The following is a 17,320-nucleotide window of genomic DNA, read 5'->3' as shown; positions in this document are numbered from 1 at the left end:
CGAAGCCCAGGACCCAGGGCGCGATCACCGCCCAGAGGCCAAGGGCGACATTGGCCCATTCCTCAAGCCTGTGGAACGCGAAGAGCGCGGCCAGCGCGATCAGCGTCATCGCGGCCCCGACGAGCCAGGCGTTCCACGCCGCGGCGGTCTCGGCCGCGAAGCCGAGATACCAGGGCGACAGCAGAAGACCGAGACTGGCAACGACATTGGCGATGTCGAATGCCGTCCGGCGATCAAGAGACAGGGATTTCAGCATCGTTCACTCCTCCTTGTCGGTTGCTTGGTGATCCCGTCAATGGACCTTCCCCTGCGGGGGAAGGCTGGATGCGGCGGCGGCGGTTGTCGCCGCCGCGATGGCTCAGCCCTTGATGGCGATGCGCTTGACCTGCGACTGCGCCTTTTCCGTCTTGGGCAGGGTCACGGTCAGCACGCCGTTCCTGAAATGCGCATCGACCTCGTCCTCGCGGATCTCGGCGCCCAGCGGGATACGGCGCTCGAAACGGCCGTAAAAGCGTTCCGAGAATTGCCGGTCCTTATCCTCGACCTCCGAGCGTTTCTCGCCCTTCAGCGTCAGCACGCCGTCATCCAGCAGGACTTCGATGTCCTTCTCCTCAAGGCCCGGCACCTCGGCCGTCACCCTGATCTCCTTCTCGTTGTCGGAGATCTCGACGCTCGGCCAGCCGCCGCCAAAGGCAGGGACCGTGCCGACCGCGGGCAGGCTGAAGCCGCGGAAGACGTCGTCGAACAGCCGGTTCACCTCGCGATGCAGCGACAGGAAGGGATCGCGGTCGCCGTCGCGGAAGGCGGTGGGAAGCTGGTTGCCGCCATTGCGGTTCCAGGGGATCAGATCTCGGACATTCATGATTTTCCTCCTTCATGGCAACAGGTTGCCGGAGACGCCGGGCGCTGCCCGGCGGCCGGCAGGGATCGTGCGGTGACAGGGCCTCAGGCGGCCTGCTTGCCGGTCTCGACCTGCTGCGGCTGGGATTTGGGCAGGGCCTTGGCCGGGGCGATCTCGATCCGGCGCGGCTTCATCTCTTCGGGGATCTCGTGCCGCAGCTCGATCGTCAGCAGCCCGTTCAGCAGCTCGGCGCCGGTCACCTTCACATGATCGGCGAGTTGGAAGCGCCGGCGGAAGCTCCGCTCGGCAATGCCGCGATGCAGATACTCGCCCTTGTCCTCGCCAGCCTTGCGGCCGGTCACCGTCAGAACGGTCCGTTCCTGCGTGATGGCCAGCTCGTCGGGCGAGAAGCCCGCCACCGCCATGGTGATGCGATAATCGTCCTCGCCGGTCCTGGCGATGTCATAGGGCGGCCAGTTGTCGACCGTCTCGACCCGGCTTGCCGCTTCCAGCGCGTTCAGCATCCGGTCGAAACCGATGCTCGACCGGTAGAGAGGGGAAAAATCGAAAGTGGTTCTCATAGCCACATCCTCCGTTGAGCAACATGGATACAAGTCTTTCGCCGTGCGGTGCCGTTGCATCCGCCCCGGCATGCCGGCCCCGTTCGAGGCTTCCGGCGATCCACGATTTAGGGCGAGGAAATGGCGGTTCAAGGGGATGAAAGCGCCGCGAATGCGGCCTCTTTCGTGCGCCCGGAAAGCCCCTGTCTGGCTGGCTGATGCGGGCCCGGAGAACCGCCATGCGACTCGGATATCAGGCCGGTTCCGGCAGCCGCCGGTGAGCCGCTGATCGCCTGGAACAGGCGAGGGTCGAGGAGCTGGCATGGGGCTGGCGCCATGCCGACAAGGCCATGATCGGTGCGGGGCATCCCCTGTCAGCCGCGTCGCCGGACGAAGGGTGGCCATCCTTGAGGCAGCCGGGCCGGACCGCCGGGAACAAGTCGGGATCAGTGCCTGAACCTCGGCGAGAGCAGCAGGATCCTCGGCTCTTCCGCCTCGCCATCCCTGGACGGCAAAGGCCGCTCCTCGACATGCGGGCTGCTGGCCTGCAGCACATCAAGCATGTCGGGAAAGCCATGGGCGACATCTGGCATCCCGGCGATCTCATAGGCGCTTTGGCCCAGCCCCGCGTAATGGACGATGGTGCCGCCCCGCCGCGTCAGCCGCGCCGCGAAGAAGGCGCAAGAGATCAGGCATTCGTCCCCGATCTGGCGCGACTCGCCCTTTCCCGCCTGCCTCTGCGCCGCATCCATCAGCCGCACCGTCAGCCGGTCGGGCGCGATGGGACGGTGCATGTAGCGCGCCAGCGTCGAGGCAAGATGAAACTCGAGCTCGGACGACAGGGCGACCTGGCTTTCGCGCATCCCCTCGATCACCAGATCGCGGGCGGCAGAGAGATATGTGTCCGTCATAAAACCCTCGGCATCAGTCTGAACGAAACCCTTTCATAAGGAAAGTTTGGCCCAGCCCCGTCTCAGGTCAAGCCCCTGCACCGATCCGACCTCGCTGAAATCACAGGATATTGCGCGCAATCCTCATGATATCGGCAGCAGGCGGCGTCGACGGTGCTTGTGGCTGACAAGGACCGCGAGTGGTCGTCGGCCTATCGAGCTCGGGGCCCTTGATTGCAGACGCCCGACATGCTTTCGGGACAGTCAGGAAAGCTTTCCGTTGAGCAACCTGTTGATGACGCCAGATGACCCTCAACGGGGCCTGGTCCCGGAAATAAACCGCGTTGTCGCAGACGGATGGGAACAGAAAGTTCCAACTTCCGAGATCAAGTTCCAGAAAGGAGGAAAATAACGCGAGTTATCAGCGCCAAAACAAGGCGATGGTGACCCCGGCAGGATTTGAACCTGCAACCTGCCCCTTAGGAGGGGGCTGCTCTATCCAGTTGAGCCACGGGGCCGTTCTGGCCTCTTTTGCCCTCTGATCAGGAAAATGGCAAGCTTGCCGCGACCGGACGGAAACGATAACGATAACATGATTGCGTCCCGGTAGTTGCGATGAACACGAAAAGATCCCGCCGCCCCCTGACATTGCGCGATGTGTCCGAAGCCTCGGGCGTGTCGGAAATGACCGTCAGCCGCGTGCTGCGCAACCGCGGCGACGTCTCGGCCGCGACGCGCGAGAAGGTGCTGACCGCCGCCCGCACCCTCGGCTATGTCCCGAACAAGATCGCCGGCGGACTGGCCAGCCAGCGCGTGAACCTGGTCGCGGTGGTCATCCCCTCGCTCTCGAACATGGTCTTTCCCGACGTGCTGGGCGGCATCTCGGCCGAGCTCGACGATACCGGGCTGCAGCCGGTGGTGGGGGTGACGAATTACAGCCCCTCGCGCGAGGATGCGGTGCTTTACGACATGCTCAGCTGGCGGCCCTCGGGGGTGATCCTCGCCGGGCTCGAGCACAGCAAGGCCGCGCGGGCCATGCTGGACAATGCCGGACTGCCGGTGGTCGAGATCATGGACGTGGACGGCGCGCCCATCGACACCGCCGTCGGCATCAGCCATCGCCGCGCCGGGGCCGAGATGGCGGACGAGATCCTGGCCGCCGGCTATCGCCGCATCGGCTTCATCGGCACGCACATGCCCGAGGACCATCGCGCCCGCAAGCGGCTGGCCGGTTTCGAGGAACGGCTGGGCGAATATGGCGTGCAGCTGGCGGCGCGGGAATATTACCAGGGCGGCTCGTCGCTGCACAAGGGCCGCGAGCTGACCGAGCGCATCCTGACGCGCGAGCCGGATCTGGATTTCCTGTATTTCTCCAATGACATGATCGGGGCCGGCGGGCTTCTGTGGTGCATGGAAAAGGGCTATGACATCCCCGGCAGGCTGGGGCTTGCGGGCTTCAACGGCGTCGAGCTGCTGGACGGGCTGCCGATGCGGCTGACCACCACGGACGCGCGGCGCATCGATATCGGCCGGCGTGCGGCCCGCATCGTCGCCGGCAAGGAGCCGCGCCCCGAGAACGGCATCATCGCCCTGGCCCCGACCATCATGCCGGGCGAAACGATCCGCAAGCATTGACGCCGCGCCGGCGGGCGGCGATGCGCGGGCATTTCTCGAACGGGGAAACAGGCGCCGCAGCCAGCCTTCGCGCGCCGGCCTGCGCTCTCTCTGTTGCACAAATACCCATACGGCAGCGACGGTTGCGCGGGCGCATGGGTATTTCCGGAACGAAGAAGCCGGGCCGGCGGTCAGCCCAGATCGGGGAAGAACAGGCCCTTGGGCGAAGGCGTGAAGATTTCGCAGCCGTCGGCGGTGACGCCGATCGAATGCTCGAACTGGGCCGAGAGCGACTTGTCGCGGGTGACGGCCGTCCAGTCGTCGGCAAGGATCTTGGTCTCGGGACGGCCCAGGTTCACCATGGGCTCGATGGTGAAGAACATGCCCTCCTCCAGCACCGGACCCTTGCCGGGGCGGCCGAAATGCAGGACGTTCGGCGGCGCGTGGAAGCTGCGGCCGAGGCCGTGGCCGCAGAAGTCGCGCACCACCGACATGCGGTTCGATTCGACATAGGACTGGATCGCCCAGCCGATATCGCCGAAGGTGGCGCCGGGGCGGACGGCCTCGATGCCGCGCATCAGCGCGTCATGGGTGACCTGGATCAGCCGCCGCGCCTTGACGCTGGGCTTGCCCGCCACATACATGCGCGAGCTGTCGCCATACCAGCCGTCCACGATCACCGTCACGTCGATGTTCAGGATGTCGCCCTCGGCCAGGATCTTGTCGCCGGGAATGCCGTGGCAGACGACGTGGTTCACGCTGATGCAGCTGGCATGCTGGTAGCCGCGATAGCCGATCGTGGCGCTGGTGGCGCCCAGTTCCCCGACCCGGTCCCGGATGAAATCGTCAAGCGCGCCGGTGGTGGCGCCGGGCCGCACCAGCGGGCCGACCTCGTCCAGGATCTGCGCCGCGATCAGCCCGGCCGCACGCATGCCCTGGAAGTCCTGCGGTTCGTGGATGCGGATGCCCTCGCGGGTCTGGCGTGCGTCGTTCATGTCGTCCTCGTGATCTCCTGCCTCACAGATAGACCCAAGGCGCCACTTGTTCCAGCCCTGCGCGCCGACCTATACATTTCCCCGAGAGAGCCAGATCGCCAGGAGCAGCGCGCCGATGCAGTCCGACAATCCCACCGCCGCCATTCTTGTCATCGGGGACGAGATCCTGTCCGGCCGCACCCGCGAGGGCAATGCGCATTACCTGTCGCAGGTCCTGAACAGCATCGGCGTCGACCTGCGCGAGATGCGCATCGTCGGCGACGACCACAACCAGATCGTCGCCGCGATCCGGGCGCTGGACGGCTCGCTGGGCGGCGCCTGGGACCTGCTGTTCACCTCGGGCGGCATCGGGCCGACGCATGACGACATCACCGCCGATGCCGTGGCCGCGGCCTTCGGCACCGGCATCGAGATCAACGAGGAGGCCCGGCGCGTCATGGTCGAACGCTGGCAGGCGCGCGGCGTCGAGGTCACCGGCAACCGGCTGCGCATGGCCCGCATCCCGCTGGGGGCGCGGCTGATCCCGAATTCCTATTCCGCCGCGCCGGGTTTCCATATCGGCAACACCTATGTCATGGCCGGCGTGCCCGAGGTGTTCCGCGCCATGGTCGAGGCCGTGGTGCCGGAGCTGCCGACCGGACGGCCCTCGGTCAGCGAGGCGCTGGAGGTGCTGCGCCCGGAATCCGACGTGGCCGACGAGCTGCGGGCGGTGGCCGACGACTTCCCGGACCTGTCGCTGGGCTCCTATCCGTTCCAGCGCGGCCAGCGCTACGGCACCAGCCTGGTGATCCGCGGCCTGGACGGCCAGCGCGTCACCGACGCCATGACCGCCCTGCGCGAAAGGCTTGCGATGTGATTGCCGATCCCGATATCGCCCGCGCCTTCGAGAGCACCTGGCCCGCGGCCGAATATGCCGGGGCGGGCGGCTTTCTGGTCGGACGCGGCCGGGGCGGCGGCGGCCGCGTCAGCTCGGCCCGGGCCGCGCGGCCGGACTGGGACCCGGCCGACATCCCCCGCGCCGAGGCCATCCAGCGCGGCTGGGACGAGCGGCCGATGTTCCGCGTCGCCGACAGCGACGCGGCCCTGGCGCAAGCGCTGGCGGCGCGGGGCTATCGCCACGGCACGCCGACCGCGATCCTGGCCGCCGATTGCGCGGCGCTGACCGCCCGGCCGGTGCCGCCGCTGTCCAGTTTCGAGATCTGGCCGCCGCTCGCCATGCAGCGCGACATCTGGAGCGACGGCAACGTCACCGCCGCCCGGCAGGCGGTGATGGAGCGCGTCGCCCTGCCCAAGACCGCGCTGCTGGGACGGGTGCAGGACCGCGCCGCCGGGGCCGCCTTCGTGGCGCTGGACGGGCCGGTCGCCATGGTCCATGCCATCGAGGTGGTGCCGGCGCTGCGCCGGATGGGCGTGGCGGGCTGGCTGATCCGCATGGCGGCGTCCTGGGCCGAGGCGCAGGGCGCGACCCGCCTGGCGCTGGCGGTCAGCCGCGACAATGCCGGCGCGCTGGCGGTCTATGACCGGCTGGGCTTCGCCGAGCTGGGCGGCTATGGCTATTGGAGCAAGGACTGAGCCGGGCCGCGCGGGGTCTGGCCGCGGCCCCGTTCAGGCCGGTTCCGAGGCCAGCCGGCGCAGCTCTTTCTTGAGCAGTTCCAGCTCGCTGCGCATCAGGCCCAGCTCGGCCAGCAGGTCGGCATCCAGCAGCTCGCCCGCGACCAGCGTCAGGCTGCCCAGATGCAGGGCGCCGGGCTGGGGCGGCTCGCCCTCGCTTCCCTGATCCTCGAGCAGCAGGAAGCTCTGCACCCCGTCCGACAGCCGCTCGGCCGGGATGGCGGCGGCGACGCGCCAGCAGCCTTCGGCCTCGGCGGTGACGCGGGCCTCGGCCACGCGGCTGCCCATATGCACCAGCACCAGCCGGCCCGGCGGGGCGTCGCGATGGATCACGCCCTGCCAGATGCCGCTTTTCAACCCCAGGGATTCAAACTCGTTCATGGGACATTCCTTGGTCAGAACTCGGCCCGCAGATGGCGCGAGAAGAACAGCTCGCGGATCTCGACCGCGTTCATGCGGGGCGATTCGAAGATCAGGTCCAGCCAGATCTTTTCCAGCCGCTTCTCGTTCATCTGGGTATAGGCCAGGTCGAACTCGGCCACCTGCTGGCTGTAATGCCCCGGCTCGAAGCTGTGCAGCTGCAGCGTGACCTCGTCGATATTCGGCCCGTGGCCGATGTTCAGCCGCGCATAGACGTTGATCGCCCGCTCGGCCATGATGCCGGTCTCCAGCCGCAGGATATGGCTGCGGGTCAGGCCCTGCAGCGCGCTGGTCGGCAGATCGATCGACAGCGACAGGAAGCTGCCGGCAAAGCCGAAGACCTCGAGCCTGATGCCGAAGGGCGACAGGTCGGTGGCGCCGGTATTGGCCAGCTGCTCCAGGATCAGCGCGCGTTCGGGACAATCGTGCCAGACCGCCGCGCCGTCGCCCAGCCGGCCGCCATTCTCGGGCCCGGCGACGCCGCGGGGCGAGACCTGGCCGGCCAGGAAGCCCGGCCGCCAGCGCCAGTCGGTGCCGCCCGGCAGGTGCAGCGCGTCCAGCGCCGCGCGCGAGCGCGCCGCGCGGCGGTCGGCCCGGATCAGGAAGCGGTCGAGACTGCCGCGCAGGTCCAGCGCCTCCTCGCGCAGGTGGCGCAGGCGGGCGGGGCCCAGGGTCTCGACCCCCTCGGCCAGTCGGGTCCATTGCCGCAGCGCCCGTTCCCGGGTCTTGCGCTCAAGCCATTTGCGAGGGCGTATTGCCATGCGTCCGCCTGTCACTGATCCATGTAGACATGGGTTTCCGCCGCCGCGCCGGGATGGGTGACGGCGCCGTAGCGGGCCTTGCCGACGAGCTGGGCGTATTTCCACAGCGCGCCCGAAGCATAATCCGTCTTGCGCGGTCCCGGCCATTCCGCGCGGCGCCGCGCCAGTTCCTCGTCGGACAGCGCCACCGAGATCTCGCCCCGGATCGCGTCGATGGTGATGATGTCGCCGTCGCGCAACAGGGCGATGGGGCCGCCATGCGCCGCCTCGGGGCCGACATGGCCGACGCAGAAGCCGCGCGTGGCGCCGGAAAACCGCCCGTCGGTGATCAGCGCCACCTTCTTGCCCATGCCCTGCCCCGACAGCGCCGCCGTGGTCGCCAGCATCTCGCGCATGCCGGGACCGCCGGCCGGGCCCTCGTTGCGGATGACGATCACGCAGCCCTCGGCATAGTCGCGGCGCATCACCGCCTCGAAGGCGTCCTCCTCGCAGTCGAAGACCCGGGCCGGGCCGGTGAAGACCTGGTCCTCGGGCGCCATGCCCGCGACCTTCACGATGGCGCCGTCGGGGGCGAGGTTGCCGCGCAGCCCGACCACGCCGCCGGTGCGGGACAGCGGCGCCGTCACCGGGTGGATGACCTTGCCGTCCGCCTCGCGCGCGATCAGGTCCAGCTCCTCGCCCATGCTGCGGCCCGAGGCGGTCAGGCAATCCTCGTGGATCAGCCCGGCCTTGCGCAGCTCGCGCAGCACCACGGGGACGCCGCCCGCGTCGAACAGGTCCTTGGCGACGTAATCGCCGCCGGGGCGCAGGTTCACGAAATAGGGCGTGTCGCGGAAGATGTCGCAGACGTCGAACAGGTCGAATTCGATCCCGGCCTCATGCGCGATGGCCGGCAGGTGCAGCCCGGCATTGGTCGAGCCGCCGGTGCAGGCCACCACCCGCGCCGCGTTCTCAAGCGCCTTGCGGGTCACCACGTCGCGGGCGCGGATGTTCTTCTCGATCAGCGCCATCACCGCCTCGCCCGAGGCGAGCCCGTACTGGTCGCGCGATTCGTAGGGCGCCGGCGCGCCCGAGCTGTTCAGCAGCGCCAGCCCGATCGCCTCGCTGACGCAGGCCATGGTGTTGGCGGTATACTGCCCGCCGCAGGCCCCGGCCGAGGGGCAGGCGACGCGCTCCAGCAGCTCCAGCTCGGCATCGGGCAGGTTGCCGGCGGCGTGCTGGCCCACCGCCTCGAACACGTCCTGCACCACCACGTCGCGGTCGTGGAAGCGACCGGGCAGGATCGAGCCGCCATAGATGAAGACGCTGGGCACGTTCAGCCGCACCATGGCCATCATCATGCCCGGCAGCGACTTGTCGCAGCCGGCCAGCCCCACCAGCGCGTCATAGCAATGGCCGCGCATGGTCAGCTCGACCGTGTCGGCGATGGCGTCGCGGCTGGCGAGGCTGGCACGCATCCCCTCATGCCCCATGGCGATGCCGTCGGTGACGGTGATGGTGGTGAATTCGCGCGGGCAGCCGCCGCCCTTCTTGACGCCCTGCTTGACCGATTGCGCCTGCCGGTTCAGCGCGATGTTGCAGGGCGCCGCCTCGTTCCAGCAGGTGGCGACGCCGACCCAGGGGGAATGGATCTCCTCCTCGGTGATGCCCATGGCATAGAAGAAGCTGCGCTGCGGCGCGCGGGACGGCCCTTCGGTGACATGGCGGCTCGGCAGAGACGACTTGTCGAAGCGGGTGTTTTTCATGGCGGCATCCTCTGGCTGGATTCTGGATAGGCCCAGCCTGCCGCCGGGGCAAGAGGCTCTGGCCCGCGAGGCCGGCGGCGCGGCCGTCAGCCCGCCGCCGCGTCCAGCCGCGCGGCCATGATCAGGTCGTTCCGCGTCACGCCGCCCGCCGAATGGGTGGAATAGGTGACGCTGGCGAAGCCCCAGCCGAAGGCGATGTCGGGATGGTGATTGGCCGCCTCGGCCTGCCAGGCGGCCAGGTTGGCCAGCTGCGCGGCACGCTTGAAGCTCTTGAAGCGCCATTCGCGGCGGATCGCCTTGCCGTCCTCGGCCAGCCGCCATTCCGGCAGGCCGGCCAAGGCCGCGCGCAACTCGTCCCCGGCCAGCGCCGGCGCACCGTCCACGATCTTTTCCTTGTCCAGTCCGGTCATCGTCTCCTCCGTCACAGGATCGGCGCCGCCAGCGCCAGAAGATTGTTGCGCAGCCGCCGCCAGACCGACCAGCCGCGGATCTCATCCAGCCTCAGCGGGCGGGCGCGCTCGACATAGCTCTGCTGGCGCTCGTCCAGCCGTTCGGTGACGTCGCCGCCCAGGAACAGCATGTTCATCTCGTAATTCAGCTCGAAGCTGCGGCGGTCCATGTTGGCGCTGCCCAGCATCGCCATGCGCCCGTCGACGCTGATGATCTTGGAATGCAGAAGCCCGTCGCGGAACAGCATAAGCTTCACCCCGGCCGAGACCAGCCCGTAATAGAACCCCTCGGAGGTGGCCTGCACCACCAGCGAATCGTTGCGCTCGGGCAGGATCACCGTCACGTCCACGCCGCGCCGCGCCGCCGTGCGGATCGCCGAATCGAGCGAGGCGTCGGGCACGTAATAGGGCGTGGTGATCACCAGCCGCTCGCGCGCCGCATGGATCATCGTCGCCATGCAGTCCGACAGCGAGCCCTGGCGTTCGTCCGGGCCGGTGGCGACGACCTGCGCCACCTCGCCCGGCGCGGTGACCGGGCGGGTCATGCGCAGCATCTCGCCCAGGTCCTCGCCGGTATAGCTCATCCAGTCCTGCAGGAAGACCGCCTGCATCTGCCGCACCACCGGCCCCTCGATGGCCAGGAACACGTCGATCCAGGGCGCGTAGCGCGGCTTGATGGCGAAGGCCCGGTCCGAGCAGTTGCGGCTGCCGGTAAAGCCCAGCACATGGTCGATCACCACGATCTTGCGGTGGTTGCGCAGGTCCATGCGCTGGAAGAGGCCGCCGATCACCGGGATGCTCAGCGGCAGCGCCTCGACGCATTCCACCCCCGCCGCCTTCATCCGCGCCCAGGATTCCGAACGGCCGAAGGCGCGCGAGCCGAAGGCGTCGATGATCGCCCGCACCTTGACGCCGCGCCCGGCAGCGCGGATCGCCGCTTCGGCCACCGCGCGGCCCGAAGGGTCGTCCAGCCAGATATAGAACAGCATGTGCACATGCTCGGTCGCGCCGTCGATGGCCTCGACCAGCGCGGCGATGGCGCTGTCGTCCTCGGGCAGCAGCGCGGCGCGGTTGCCGGCGACGGCGGCAAAGCCGGTCGTGGCGTGATTCGCCTTGATCACGGGGGCGGCGAAATCGGGCAGGACCTTCAGCTCTTCGGGGCTGGGCTGCCACAGGCCCGACAGGTGCGAGCGCACATTGGCCATGGTCTCGACCTCGGCGCTGCGCATGCGGATCTCGCCGAACAGCACATAGGCCAGGATGCCGACCAGCGGCACCAGTTCGATCACCAGGATCCATGACAGCCGGACCGTCGGCTCCAGTCGCGGACGCAGCAGCACGCGCACCGAAACGGCCAGCGCGGCTGCGTAATGCATGAACACAAGGGCTTCGGTCCACATGCCGCCATGAAAGCCCGGACAGCGCGGAATTGCAATTCGGCACCGCTTTGCATATCTGAGCCCCTGAACAGAGCGCAGGGGCCCGCCGATGAACTGGATCACCAATTATGTCCGTCCGCGCATCAATTCGCTGTTCTCGCGCCGCGAGGTGCCCGAGAACCTGTGGACCAAATGCCCGGAATGCGGGACCATGCTGTTCCACCGCGAACTGTCGGACAACCTGAACGTCTGCACGAATTGCGACCATCACCTGGCGATCTCGCCCCGGCTGCGCTTTGCGGCGTTGTTCGACGGCGGCGTCTTCAACGAGGTGAAGGTGCCCGAGCCGGTCGCCGACCCGCTGGGCTTCCGCGACCAGAAGAAATACCCCGACCGCATGAAGGCGGCGCAGAAATCCACCGGCGAGAAAGAGGCGATGCTGGTCGCCGAGGGCGAGATGGGCCGCACCCCCATCGTCGCCGCCGCGCAGGACTTCTCGTTCATGGGCGGCTCGATGGGCATGTATGTCGGCAACGCCATCATCGCCGCGGCCGAGCGCGCGGTGAAGCTGAAGCGGCCGCTGGTGCTGTTCTCGGCCGCCGGCGGCGCGCGCATGCAAGAGGGCATCCTGTCGCTGATGCAGATGCCGCGCACCACCGTCGCCGTCGAGATGCTGAAAGAGGCGCGGCTGCCCTATATCGTCGTGCTGACCCATCCGACGACCGGCGGCGTCACCGCCAGCTACGCCATGCTGGGCGACATCCAGATATCGGAACCGAACGCGCTGATCTGCTTCGCCGGCCCGCGGGTGATCGAGCAGACCATCCGCGAAAAGCTGCCCGAGGGCTTCCAGCGCGCCGAATACCTGCTGGAACACGGCATGCTGGACCGGGTGACGCATCGCAAGAAGCTGCGCGAGGAGCTGATCTCGATCCTGCGCATGCTGGGCGGCTTGCCCGCGCCGGTGGTGGGCGATCTGCCCGCGCCTGGCAACATCGCCCCGCCGCGCGCCGAAGCCGCCGCCGACAGCGCCTCCGCCTGAGCCGGACGACATCGCGATGACCTCCTCCGACGCCATTCTCGCGCGGCTCATGCAGCTGCATCCCAAGGTCATCGACCTGTCGCTGGACCGGATGCACCGCATCCTGGCCGCGCTCGGCCACCCGGAACGCCGCATCCCGCCGGCGATCCACATCGCCGGCACCAATGGCAAGGGCTCGACCCAGGCGATGATCCGCGCCGGGCTGGAATCGGCGGGCCTGCGGGTCCATGCCTATACCTCGCCGCATCTGGCGCAGTTCCACGAACGCATCCGCCTGGCGGGCGAGCTGATCCCCGAGGCGGACCTGGCCGCCGCGCTGGAGGAATGCGAGGCCGCGAATGCCGGCGCGCCGATCACCTTCTTCGAGATCACCACGGCGGCGGCCTTCCTCGCCTTCTCGCGCACGCCCGCCGACTACACGCTGCTGGAGGTCGGCCTCGGCGGCCGGCTGGACGCAACCAATGTGATCGACGACCCGCTGCTGACCGTCATCACCCCGATCAGCATCGACCACACGCAATATCTGGGCGAAACGCTGGCCGAGATCGCCGGCGAAAAGGCCGGCATCCTCAAGCGCCGCGTGCCCTGCATCGTCGGCCCGCAGGAGGCCGTCGCCCGCGAGGCGATCGAGCAGAAGGCCGAGCGGCTCTTCGCGCCGCTGCGCATCGCCCGCCAGGACTGGGACAGCCGGCGCGAGGGCGACGCGCTGATCTATCAGGACGAGCACGGGCTGATGGACCTGCCGCTGCCCGCCCTGCCCGGCCCGCATCAGATCGTGAATGCCGGCACCGCCATCGCCGCGCTGCGCGAACTGGGCTTCGGCCGCATCGAGGCCCGCGCCGCCGTGACCGAGGCGGAATGGCCGGCCCGCATGCAGCGCCTGAGCCGCGGCCCGCTGGTCGAGGCGGCAGAAGGCTGTGAACTCTGGCTCGACGGCGGTCACAACCCGGCGGGCGGCGAGGCGGTGGCGGCGACCCTCGCGGCCATGGCGAAGAAGCCCACGCATCTGGTCTGCGGCATGCTGAACACCAAGGACGTCGCGGGCTACATGCGCCCGCTGGCCGAGGCGGCGCAAAGCCTGACCGCCGTGGCGATCCCGGGCGAGCCGAACACCCTGCCGGCCGAGGACACCGCCGCCGCCGCCGCCTCGGTCGGGCTCGCCGCCACGACCGCGCCCGATGCGCTGGCGGCAGTGCGGCGCCTGGCGGCGGACCAGCCCGGCGCGCGCATCCTGATCTGCGGCTCGCTCTACCTCGCCGGCCAGGTGCTGCGCGAGAACGGCTAGGCCGGCGCCACCTTCGGCGGAGGTCGGGGGCTCTGCCCCCGTCCCTGCGGGACTCCCCCGGGGTATTTGGAAAACGGAGAAAGCCGGGATTTGCCCGGGGCGCCGCCCAAGGCGAACAGGCCCGGTCAAAAACGCCCAGCCCGGAGGCCCGGACAACGGACGGCATCTTCTCTGTTTTCCAAATACCCCGGGGGAGGCCGAAGGCCGGGGGCGGAGCCCCCCTGGACCGCGCATCACGCCGCTAGGCCCGCCCCCAACCGGCATCGCGCATCTCGCGCAGGCGGCTCGCGGTGCGCTCGAACTCGAAGGCGCCCTCGCCCTCGGCGTAAAGCCGCTCGGGCTCGTCCGCGGCGCTGGCGATCAGCCGCACCTTCGCCTCGTAAAGCGCGTCGATCAGCGTCACGAAACGCTTGGCTTCGTTATAGTTCGACTGCGACAGCCGCGGAATCGAGTCGATGAACAGCAGGTCCAGCGCCTCGGCCATGGCCAGGTAATCGGCCGGTCCCAGCGGCTTGCCGCAAAGGTCCCAGAAGCTTGCCCGCCCGATGCGGCCGGCATGCTGCGGGATCTCGACCTCGCGGCCCTTGACCTCCAGCAGCAGCGGCGGGGCCGCCGCGCCGGCGGTTTCCTGCCGCCACAGCGCGTCCATCCGGTCATGCGCCGCGGTGTCGGCGGGGATGAACCAGACCTGCCCGCCCTCGTCGCGGTTCTGGCGGTGATCGGTGGCGCTGGCCAGCTCGACCACCTCCAGCCTCGCGCGGATCAGCGCGATGAAGGGCAGGAACAGCTGGCGGTTGAGGCCGTTCTTGTAAAGATCCTCTGGCACCCGGTTCGAGGTGGTGACGACGGTCACCCCCTCCTCGAACAGCACCTGGAACAGCCGGCCGACGATCATCGCATCGGCGATGTCGGTGATCTGCATCTCGTCGAAGCAGAGCAGCCGCGCCTGCTGCGCCACCGCCAGCGCCACCGGGCGCACGGCGTCCTGCTGGCCGGTCTTGCGCACCCCCTCCAGCGCCGCCTGGATCTCCTGCATGAATTCGTGGAAATGCACCCGACGCTTGGCCGCGACCGGCGCGGCCTCCATCACCAAGTCCATCAGCATGGACTTGCCGCGGCCCACGCCGCCCCAGAGATAGATGCCCCTGACCGCCGGCGCCGGCGGCGGAGCGGCGCCGCGCAGCCGCGACAGCAGGCCCTTTTTCTGCGGCGCCGCGGCGGGCGCGGCCGTCAGGTCCCGCACCAGCCGGTCCAGCACCGGCAGCACGCCGCGCTGCGCCGCATCGGGGGCCAGCCGGCCCGTCGCCACGCGGGCCTCGTAGAGTTCGGATACGCTTGCCATATCCGCCCCCTGCCAAAGAAAGGACCGGCCCGCAAGGGCCGGCCGGAGATTTCCGTCGATTTCGCTAAGGTTCAGCGCCCGCGGCGCTGGAAGCTGCCGCGCGGATCGGGACCGGTGCCCAGCCAGTTCTGCGTCACCAGCGCGATCTGGTTCACGATCTGCACCCGCTGGGTCAGGCCCCGGGCATCCGCCTCGTCCCCGGCGGCGCCGACCAGCGCCGGGAATTCCGCCTTGACCGGCTGCGGCTCGGTCAGTGCGGCGCCGGTGCGGGCATCGAAGACCTGCACGCTGTATTGGATGTTGTGCACGCCGGAATTCTGCAGGTTCTCGCGCACGACGGGGGTGATGGCATGGAACTGGCCCAGCGTGGCCACGATGCGCACGCGGGTCTTGCCGCGCAGGCCGGCGGCGCCCTTCTCGATGCCTTCGCGGAGGATGGCGGCGGCCTGGGCGCGGCGGTCTCCGGCCGGCTCGCCATGCCAGACGATGTCGAAATCGGGGGTGTAGCTGTTTTCCTCGCTGGTGGTCAGGGTCTCGGGCACCGCGACATCGACCGAGGCGACGCGCCAGCTGGCGGTCTGCGCCGGGTCGAGCTGTTCATAGGCGGTTTCCCAGGTGTTCGAGCAGGCGGCAAGGCCAAGCGTCAGGCCAAGCGCCAGAAGGGCGGGTTTCAACATGGAATGGCTCCTCGTTCGGGAAATGAATGACGGGCCGGCCGCGTGGCCGGCGGTTTGGAAATTGCGCCAAGGCCTCTGGCATGATCTTGTTTCTGAAAACGGCTGGATCAGAAAAGCGCCTCCCGCAAGGGACGGGTTGCGCCGCGCCCCGCGACCGGAGGGAATGTCTCCGGTCCGGCGCGAGAGTAATCGTGGATTTCCAATGCGCAAGAGATTCGCTTCGCATGAAGCGGTCTTGGCCGGAAGGGTGTCCGGCCGCATCGCGGGTGACGGCTGCGCGGTTTCAGACGATGGACTGGTTGCGGGTCTCGGCCCGGATGAACAGCGTGCCGATGGCGGCCAGCAGCAGCAGCGCCGCGAAGACGCCGATGGCGACCCCGAAGCCGCGCGCCACCACATAGCCCATGAGCGAGGGCGCCAGCAGCCCGCCCACCCGCGCCACCGCGCTGGCCGTGCCCATGCCGGTGCCGCGCAGGCCGGTCGGGTAAAGCTCGGGCGTATAGGCATAGAGCGCGCCCCAGGTGCCCAGCAGCGCAAAGCTCATCAGCAGCAGCGCGAGGGCGACCAGCCAGGGGCTGACGGCGAGGGTGAAGAGGAAGCAGCCCCCTGCGCTGAGCAGCAGGAAGATCTGCAGGGTGGGCTTCCTGCCCCAGCGTTCCACGCCATGCGCCGCCAGCGCATATCCCGGCAGCTGCGCCAGCGCCATCAGCACCAGGAAGCCATAGCCGCGCACGAAGCCGAAGCCGCCCTTGGCCAGTTCTGCCGGCAGCCAGACGAAGACGCCGTAATAGGACAGCGAGACCAGGAACCAGGCGGCGAAGATGCCCAGGCTGCGGTTGCGCAGCTCGGGGCCGAAAAGCCGCGCCTCGGCGGTGACGGGCGGCGCGGTCAGGCGGGTGCCCGGCGGCAGGGCGCGGGCGCCGTTCGCGGTCAGCACCCGGTCGACGACCGCCCGCGCCCCGGCCTCGTCGCCCTTGCGCAGCAGATACATCGGCGATTCCGGCACCCAGAGCCGCAGCCAGATGCCGATCAGCGCCGGCAGGGCGGCGACGGCGAAGATCCAGCGCCAGGGCTCGGCCGCGCCCGCCAGATGCGCGATCCAGGCGGTCAGGGCGATGGCGATGGTGCCGATGGCCCAGAACCCCTCCAGCCAGACCAGCCAGCGGCCGCGGTTCCGGGGCGGCAGGAATTCGGCCATCATGGCGTAATCCACGGGCAGCGTGCCGCCGACCGCCATGCCGGTCAGGAAGCGCAGCAGCATCAGCGACCAGATGTCCGGCGCGAAGACCGAGGCGAGCCCGAAGACCGCGTCGCAGCCCACCGTCAGGAACAGCACGTTGCGCCGTCCCACCCGGTCGGCGATGCGCCCGAACAGCGTCGCCCCCGCGAACATGCCCAGAAAGAACAGCGTCCCGGTCTGCAGGGCCTGCGGCACGGTCAGCCCGAAGCTCGCCGCGATCGAGGCGGCGGTGAAGCCGATGGCGATGACCTGCATCGCGTCCGCCGCCCAGACCAGGCCAAAGATGCCCAGCAGGCGCTGCTGGAAACGGCCCGCGCCGCCCTGGGTCAGGGCCTCGTCGATGGTCAGGTTCATGGCTTTCTCCGCTGATCGGGCTGCCGCGCAGTGTTGCGACGCTCGCCGCCATGTCCACAGGAAAACGCGCCCGGCCGGGCTGTTTCGCGCAAGGTGATGCAGCGCGGACCGCAGG

18 protein-coding genes and 1 tRNA gene are annotated in these 17,320 nt (G+C 69.0%); 5 read left to right on the top strand and 14 right to left on the bottom strand.

Annotation, left to right across the window (positions count from 1 at the left end; genetic code table 11):
- From PARJ55_RS0112250 to PARJ55_RS0112230, 5 genes are all read right to left on the bottom strand, one after another.
- On the bottom strand, window positions 1-256 hold a 256-nt coding region (locus PARJ55_RS0112250), incomplete at its 3' end, for an SPW repeat protein (protein WP_028713317.1).
- A gap of 102 nt (window positions 257-358) precedes the next feature.
- The gene (locus tag PARJ55_RS0112245; protein ID WP_028713316.1) at window positions 359-862 is read right to left on the bottom strand and encodes an Hsp20/alpha crystallin family protein; all 504 of its coding nucleotides are present in this window, start codon (window positions 860-862) and stop codon (window positions 359-361) included.
- An 83-nt stretch (window positions 863-945) separates the two neighbouring features.
- The gene (locus PARJ55_RS0112240) at window positions 946-1,422 is read right to left on the bottom strand and encodes an Hsp20 family protein (protein ID WP_028713315.1); all 477 of its coding nucleotides are present in this window, start codon (window positions 1,420-1,422) and stop codon (window positions 946-948) included.
- 425 nt (window positions 1,423-1,847) lie between these two features.
- Window positions 1,848-2,312, bottom strand: a complete 465-nt coding sequence (locus PARJ55_RS0112235) for a hypothetical protein (RefSeq protein WP_028713314.1) — start codon at window positions 2,310-2,312, stop codon at window positions 1,848-1,850.
- 420 nt (window positions 2,313-2,732) lie between these two features.
- Window positions 2,733-2,809, bottom strand: a tRNA-Arg gene (locus tag PARJ55_RS0112230).
- 97 nt (window positions 2,810-2,906) lie between these two features.
- Here PARJ55_RS0112230 and PARJ55_RS0112225 point away from each other — a divergent pair.
- Window positions 2,907-3,926 (top strand): LacI family DNA-binding transcriptional regulator, encoded by a 1,020-nt coding sequence (locus PARJ55_RS0112225; protein WP_028713313.1) that lies wholly within the window; start codon window positions 2,907-2,909, stop codon window positions 3,924-3,926.
- Between the two features lie 170 nt (window positions 3,927-4,096).
- On the opposite strand, the gene map is transcribed toward PARJ55_RS0112225, so the two are convergent.
- The gene (gene map, locus PARJ55_RS0112220) at window positions 4,097-4,900 is read right to left on the bottom strand and encodes a type I methionyl aminopeptidase (RefSeq protein ID WP_028713312.1); all 804 of its coding nucleotides are present in this window, start codon (window positions 4,898-4,900) and stop codon (window positions 4,097-4,099) included.
- Window positions 4,901-5,015: 115 nt separating this feature from the next.
- Here map and PARJ55_RS0112215 point away from each other — a divergent pair, with 115 nt between their 5' ends.
- A complete protein-coding gene (locus PARJ55_RS0112215; RefSeq protein ID WP_028713311.1) occupies window positions 5,016-5,756 on the top strand; it encodes a molybdopterin-binding protein in 741 nt (246 codons plus the stop codon).
- Window positions 5,753-6,472: a GNAT family N-acetyltransferase gene (locus PARJ55_RS0112210; RefSeq protein WP_028713310.1), complete on the top strand. Its 720-nt coding sequence runs from the start codon at window positions 5,753-5,755 to the stop codon at window positions 6,470-6,472. The genes PARJ55_RS0112215 and PARJ55_RS0112210 overlap by 4 nt, the downstream gene beginning before the upstream one ends.
- 33 nt (window positions 6,473-6,505) lie before the next feature.
- Here PARJ55_RS0112210 and PARJ55_RS0112205 read toward each other — a convergent pair whose 3' ends face one another.
- The 5 genes from PARJ55_RS0112205 to cls form a co-directional block, all read right to left on the bottom strand.
- Entirely contained in the window at window positions 6,506-6,892 is a 387-nt protein-coding gene (locus PARJ55_RS0112205; protein ID WP_028713309.1) for a hypothetical protein, read from the bottom strand.
- A 14-nt stretch (window positions 6,893-6,906) separates the two neighbouring features.
- On the bottom strand, window positions 6,907-7,692 hold the full coding sequence (locus PARJ55_RS0112200) for a DUF6478 family protein (RefSeq protein WP_028713308.1): 786 nt from the start codon (window positions 7,690-7,692) through the stop codon (window positions 6,907-6,909).
- Window positions 7,693-7,703: 11 nt separating this feature from the next.
- Window positions 7,704-9,437, bottom strand: coding sequence for a dihydroxy-acid dehydratase (gene ilvD / locus PARJ55_RS0112195; RefSeq protein ID WP_028713307.1), 1,734 nt, complete (start codon window positions 9,435-9,437; stop codon window positions 7,704-7,706).
- Window positions 9,438-9,523: 86 nt separating this feature from the next.
- Window positions 9,524-9,847 carry a 4a-hydroxytetrahydrobiopterin dehydratase gene (locus PARJ55_RS0112190; protein WP_028713306.1) on the bottom strand — a complete coding sequence of 108 codons (324 nt, stop codon included), beginning with the start codon at window positions 9,845-9,847 and terminating at the stop codon, window positions 9,524-9,526.
- Between the two features lie 11 nt (window positions 9,848-9,858).
- Window positions 9,859-11,262 carry a cardiolipin synthase gene (gene cls, locus PARJ55_RS0112185; protein WP_232215698.1) on the bottom strand — a complete coding sequence of 468 codons (1,404 nt, stop codon included), beginning with the start codon at window positions 11,260-11,262 and terminating at the stop codon, window positions 9,859-9,861.
- Window positions 11,263-11,374: 112 nt separating this feature from the next.
- Between cls and accD the strand changes: the two genes are divergently transcribed.
- Both accD and PARJ55_RS0112175 read left to right on the top strand, forming a co-directional pair.
- Entirely contained in the window at window positions 11,375-12,307 is a 933-nt protein-coding gene (gene accD / locus PARJ55_RS0112180) for an acetyl-CoA carboxylase, carboxyltransferase subunit beta (protein WP_028713304.1), read from the top strand.
- 16 nt (window positions 12,308-12,323) lie between these two features.
- Window positions 12,324-13,592 carry a folylpolyglutamate synthase/dihydrofolate synthase family protein gene (locus PARJ55_RS0112175; RefSeq protein ID WP_084637840.1) on the top strand — a complete coding sequence of 423 codons (1,269 nt, stop codon included), beginning with the start codon at window positions 12,324-12,326 and terminating at the stop codon, window positions 13,590-13,592.
- 241 nt (window positions 13,593-13,833) lie between these two features.
- On the opposite strand, the gene zapE is transcribed toward PARJ55_RS0112175, so the two are convergent.
- The 3 genes from zapE to PARJ55_RS0112160 all read right to left on the bottom strand — a co-directional run bounded on the left by zapE (window position 13,834) and on the right by PARJ55_RS0112160 (window position 17,205).
- Window positions 13,834-14,934, bottom strand: coding sequence for a cell division protein ZapE (gene zapE / locus PARJ55_RS0112170; RefSeq protein ID WP_028713302.1), 1,101 nt, complete (start codon window positions 14,932-14,934; stop codon window positions 13,834-13,836).
- 71 nt (window positions 14,935-15,005) lie between these two features.
- On the bottom strand, window positions 15,006-15,611 hold the full coding sequence (locus tag PARJ55_RS0112165) for a DUF6778 family protein (protein ID WP_028713301.1): 606 nt from the start codon (window positions 15,609-15,611) through the stop codon (window positions 15,006-15,008).
- 283 nt (window positions 15,612-15,894) lie between these two features.
- The gene (locus PARJ55_RS0112160; protein WP_028713300.1) at window positions 15,895-17,205 is read right to left on the bottom strand and encodes an MFS transporter; all 1,311 of its coding nucleotides are present in this window, start codon (window positions 17,203-17,205) and stop codon (window positions 15,895-15,897) included.
- Window positions 17,206-17,320: the final 115 nt, after the last annotated feature.

It is taken from the genome of Paracoccus sp. J55 (assembly GCF_000513975.1).
Taxonomy (GTDB): Bacteria; Pseudomonadota; Alphaproteobacteria; order Rhodobacterales; family Rhodobacteraceae; genus Paracoccus.
Note: the sequence above shows the minus strand (reverse complement) of the source record. Positions and strands in the feature narration are given on the sequence as shown.

Excerpts from the sequence above, each read along its gene's own strand:
- ilvD (WP_028713307.1), bottom strand. The coding sequence starts at position 9,437 with ATGAAAAACACCCGCTTCGACAAGTCGTCTCTGCCGAGCCGCCATGTC.
- map (WP_028713312.1), bottom strand. The coding sequence starts at position 4,900 with ATGAACGACGCACGCCAGACCCGCGAGGGCATCCGCATCCACGAACCG.
- accD (WP_028713304.1), top strand. The coding sequence starts at position 11,375 with ATGAACTGGATCACCAATTATGTCCGTCCGCGCATCAATTCGCTGTTC.
- PARJ55_RS0112190 (WP_028713306.1), bottom strand. The coding sequence starts at position 9,847 with ATGACCGGACTGGACAAGGAAAAGATCGTGGACGGTGCGCCGGCGCTG.
- PARJ55_RS0112225 (WP_028713313.1), top strand. The coding sequence starts at position 2,907 with ATGAACACGAAAAGATCCCGCCGCCCCCTGACATTGCGCGATGTGTCC.
- PARJ55_RS0112235 (WP_028713314.1), bottom strand. The coding sequence starts at position 2,312 with ATGACGGACACATATCTCTCTGCCGCCCGCGATCTGGTGATCGAGGGG.
- PARJ55_RS0112215 (WP_028713311.1), top strand. The coding sequence starts at position 5,016 with ATGCAGTCCGACAATCCCACCGCCGCCATTCTTGTCATCGGGGACGAG.
- PARJ55_RS0112165 (WP_028713301.1), bottom strand. The coding sequence starts at position 15,611 with ATGTTGAAACCCGCCCTTCTGGCGCTTGGCCTGACGCTTGGCCTTGCC.
- PARJ55_RS0112240 (WP_028713315.1), bottom strand. The coding sequence starts at position 1,422 with ATGAGAACCACTTTCGATTTTTCCCCTCTCTACCGGTCGAGCATCGGT.
- zapE (WP_028713302.1), bottom strand. The coding sequence starts at position 14,934 with ATGGCAAGCGTATCCGAACTCTACGAGGCCCGCGTGGCGACGGGCCGG.
- PARJ55_RS0112200 (WP_028713308.1), bottom strand. The coding sequence starts at position 7,692 with ATGGCAATACGCCCTCGCAAATGGCTTGAGCGCAAGACCCGGGAACGG.
- PARJ55_RS0112205 (WP_028713309.1), bottom strand. The coding sequence starts at position 6,892 with ATGAACGAGTTTGAATCCCTGGGGTTGAAAAGCGGCATCTGGCAGGGC.
- PARJ55_RS0112175 (WP_084637840.1), top strand. The coding sequence starts at position 12,324 with ATGACCTCCTCCGACGCCATTCTCGCGCGGCTCATGCAGCTGCATCCC.
- PARJ55_RS0112160 (WP_028713300.1), bottom strand. The coding sequence starts at position 17,205 with ATGAACCTGACCATCGACGAGGCCCTGACCCAGGGCGGCGCGGGCCGT.
- PARJ55_RS0112245 (WP_028713316.1), bottom strand. The coding sequence starts at position 862 with ATGAATGTCCGAGATCTGATCCCCTGGAACCGCAATGGCGGCAACCAG.
- cls (WP_232215698.1), bottom strand. The coding sequence starts at position 11,262 with ATGCATTACGCAGCCGCGCTGGCCGTTTCGGTGCGCGTGCTGCTGCGT.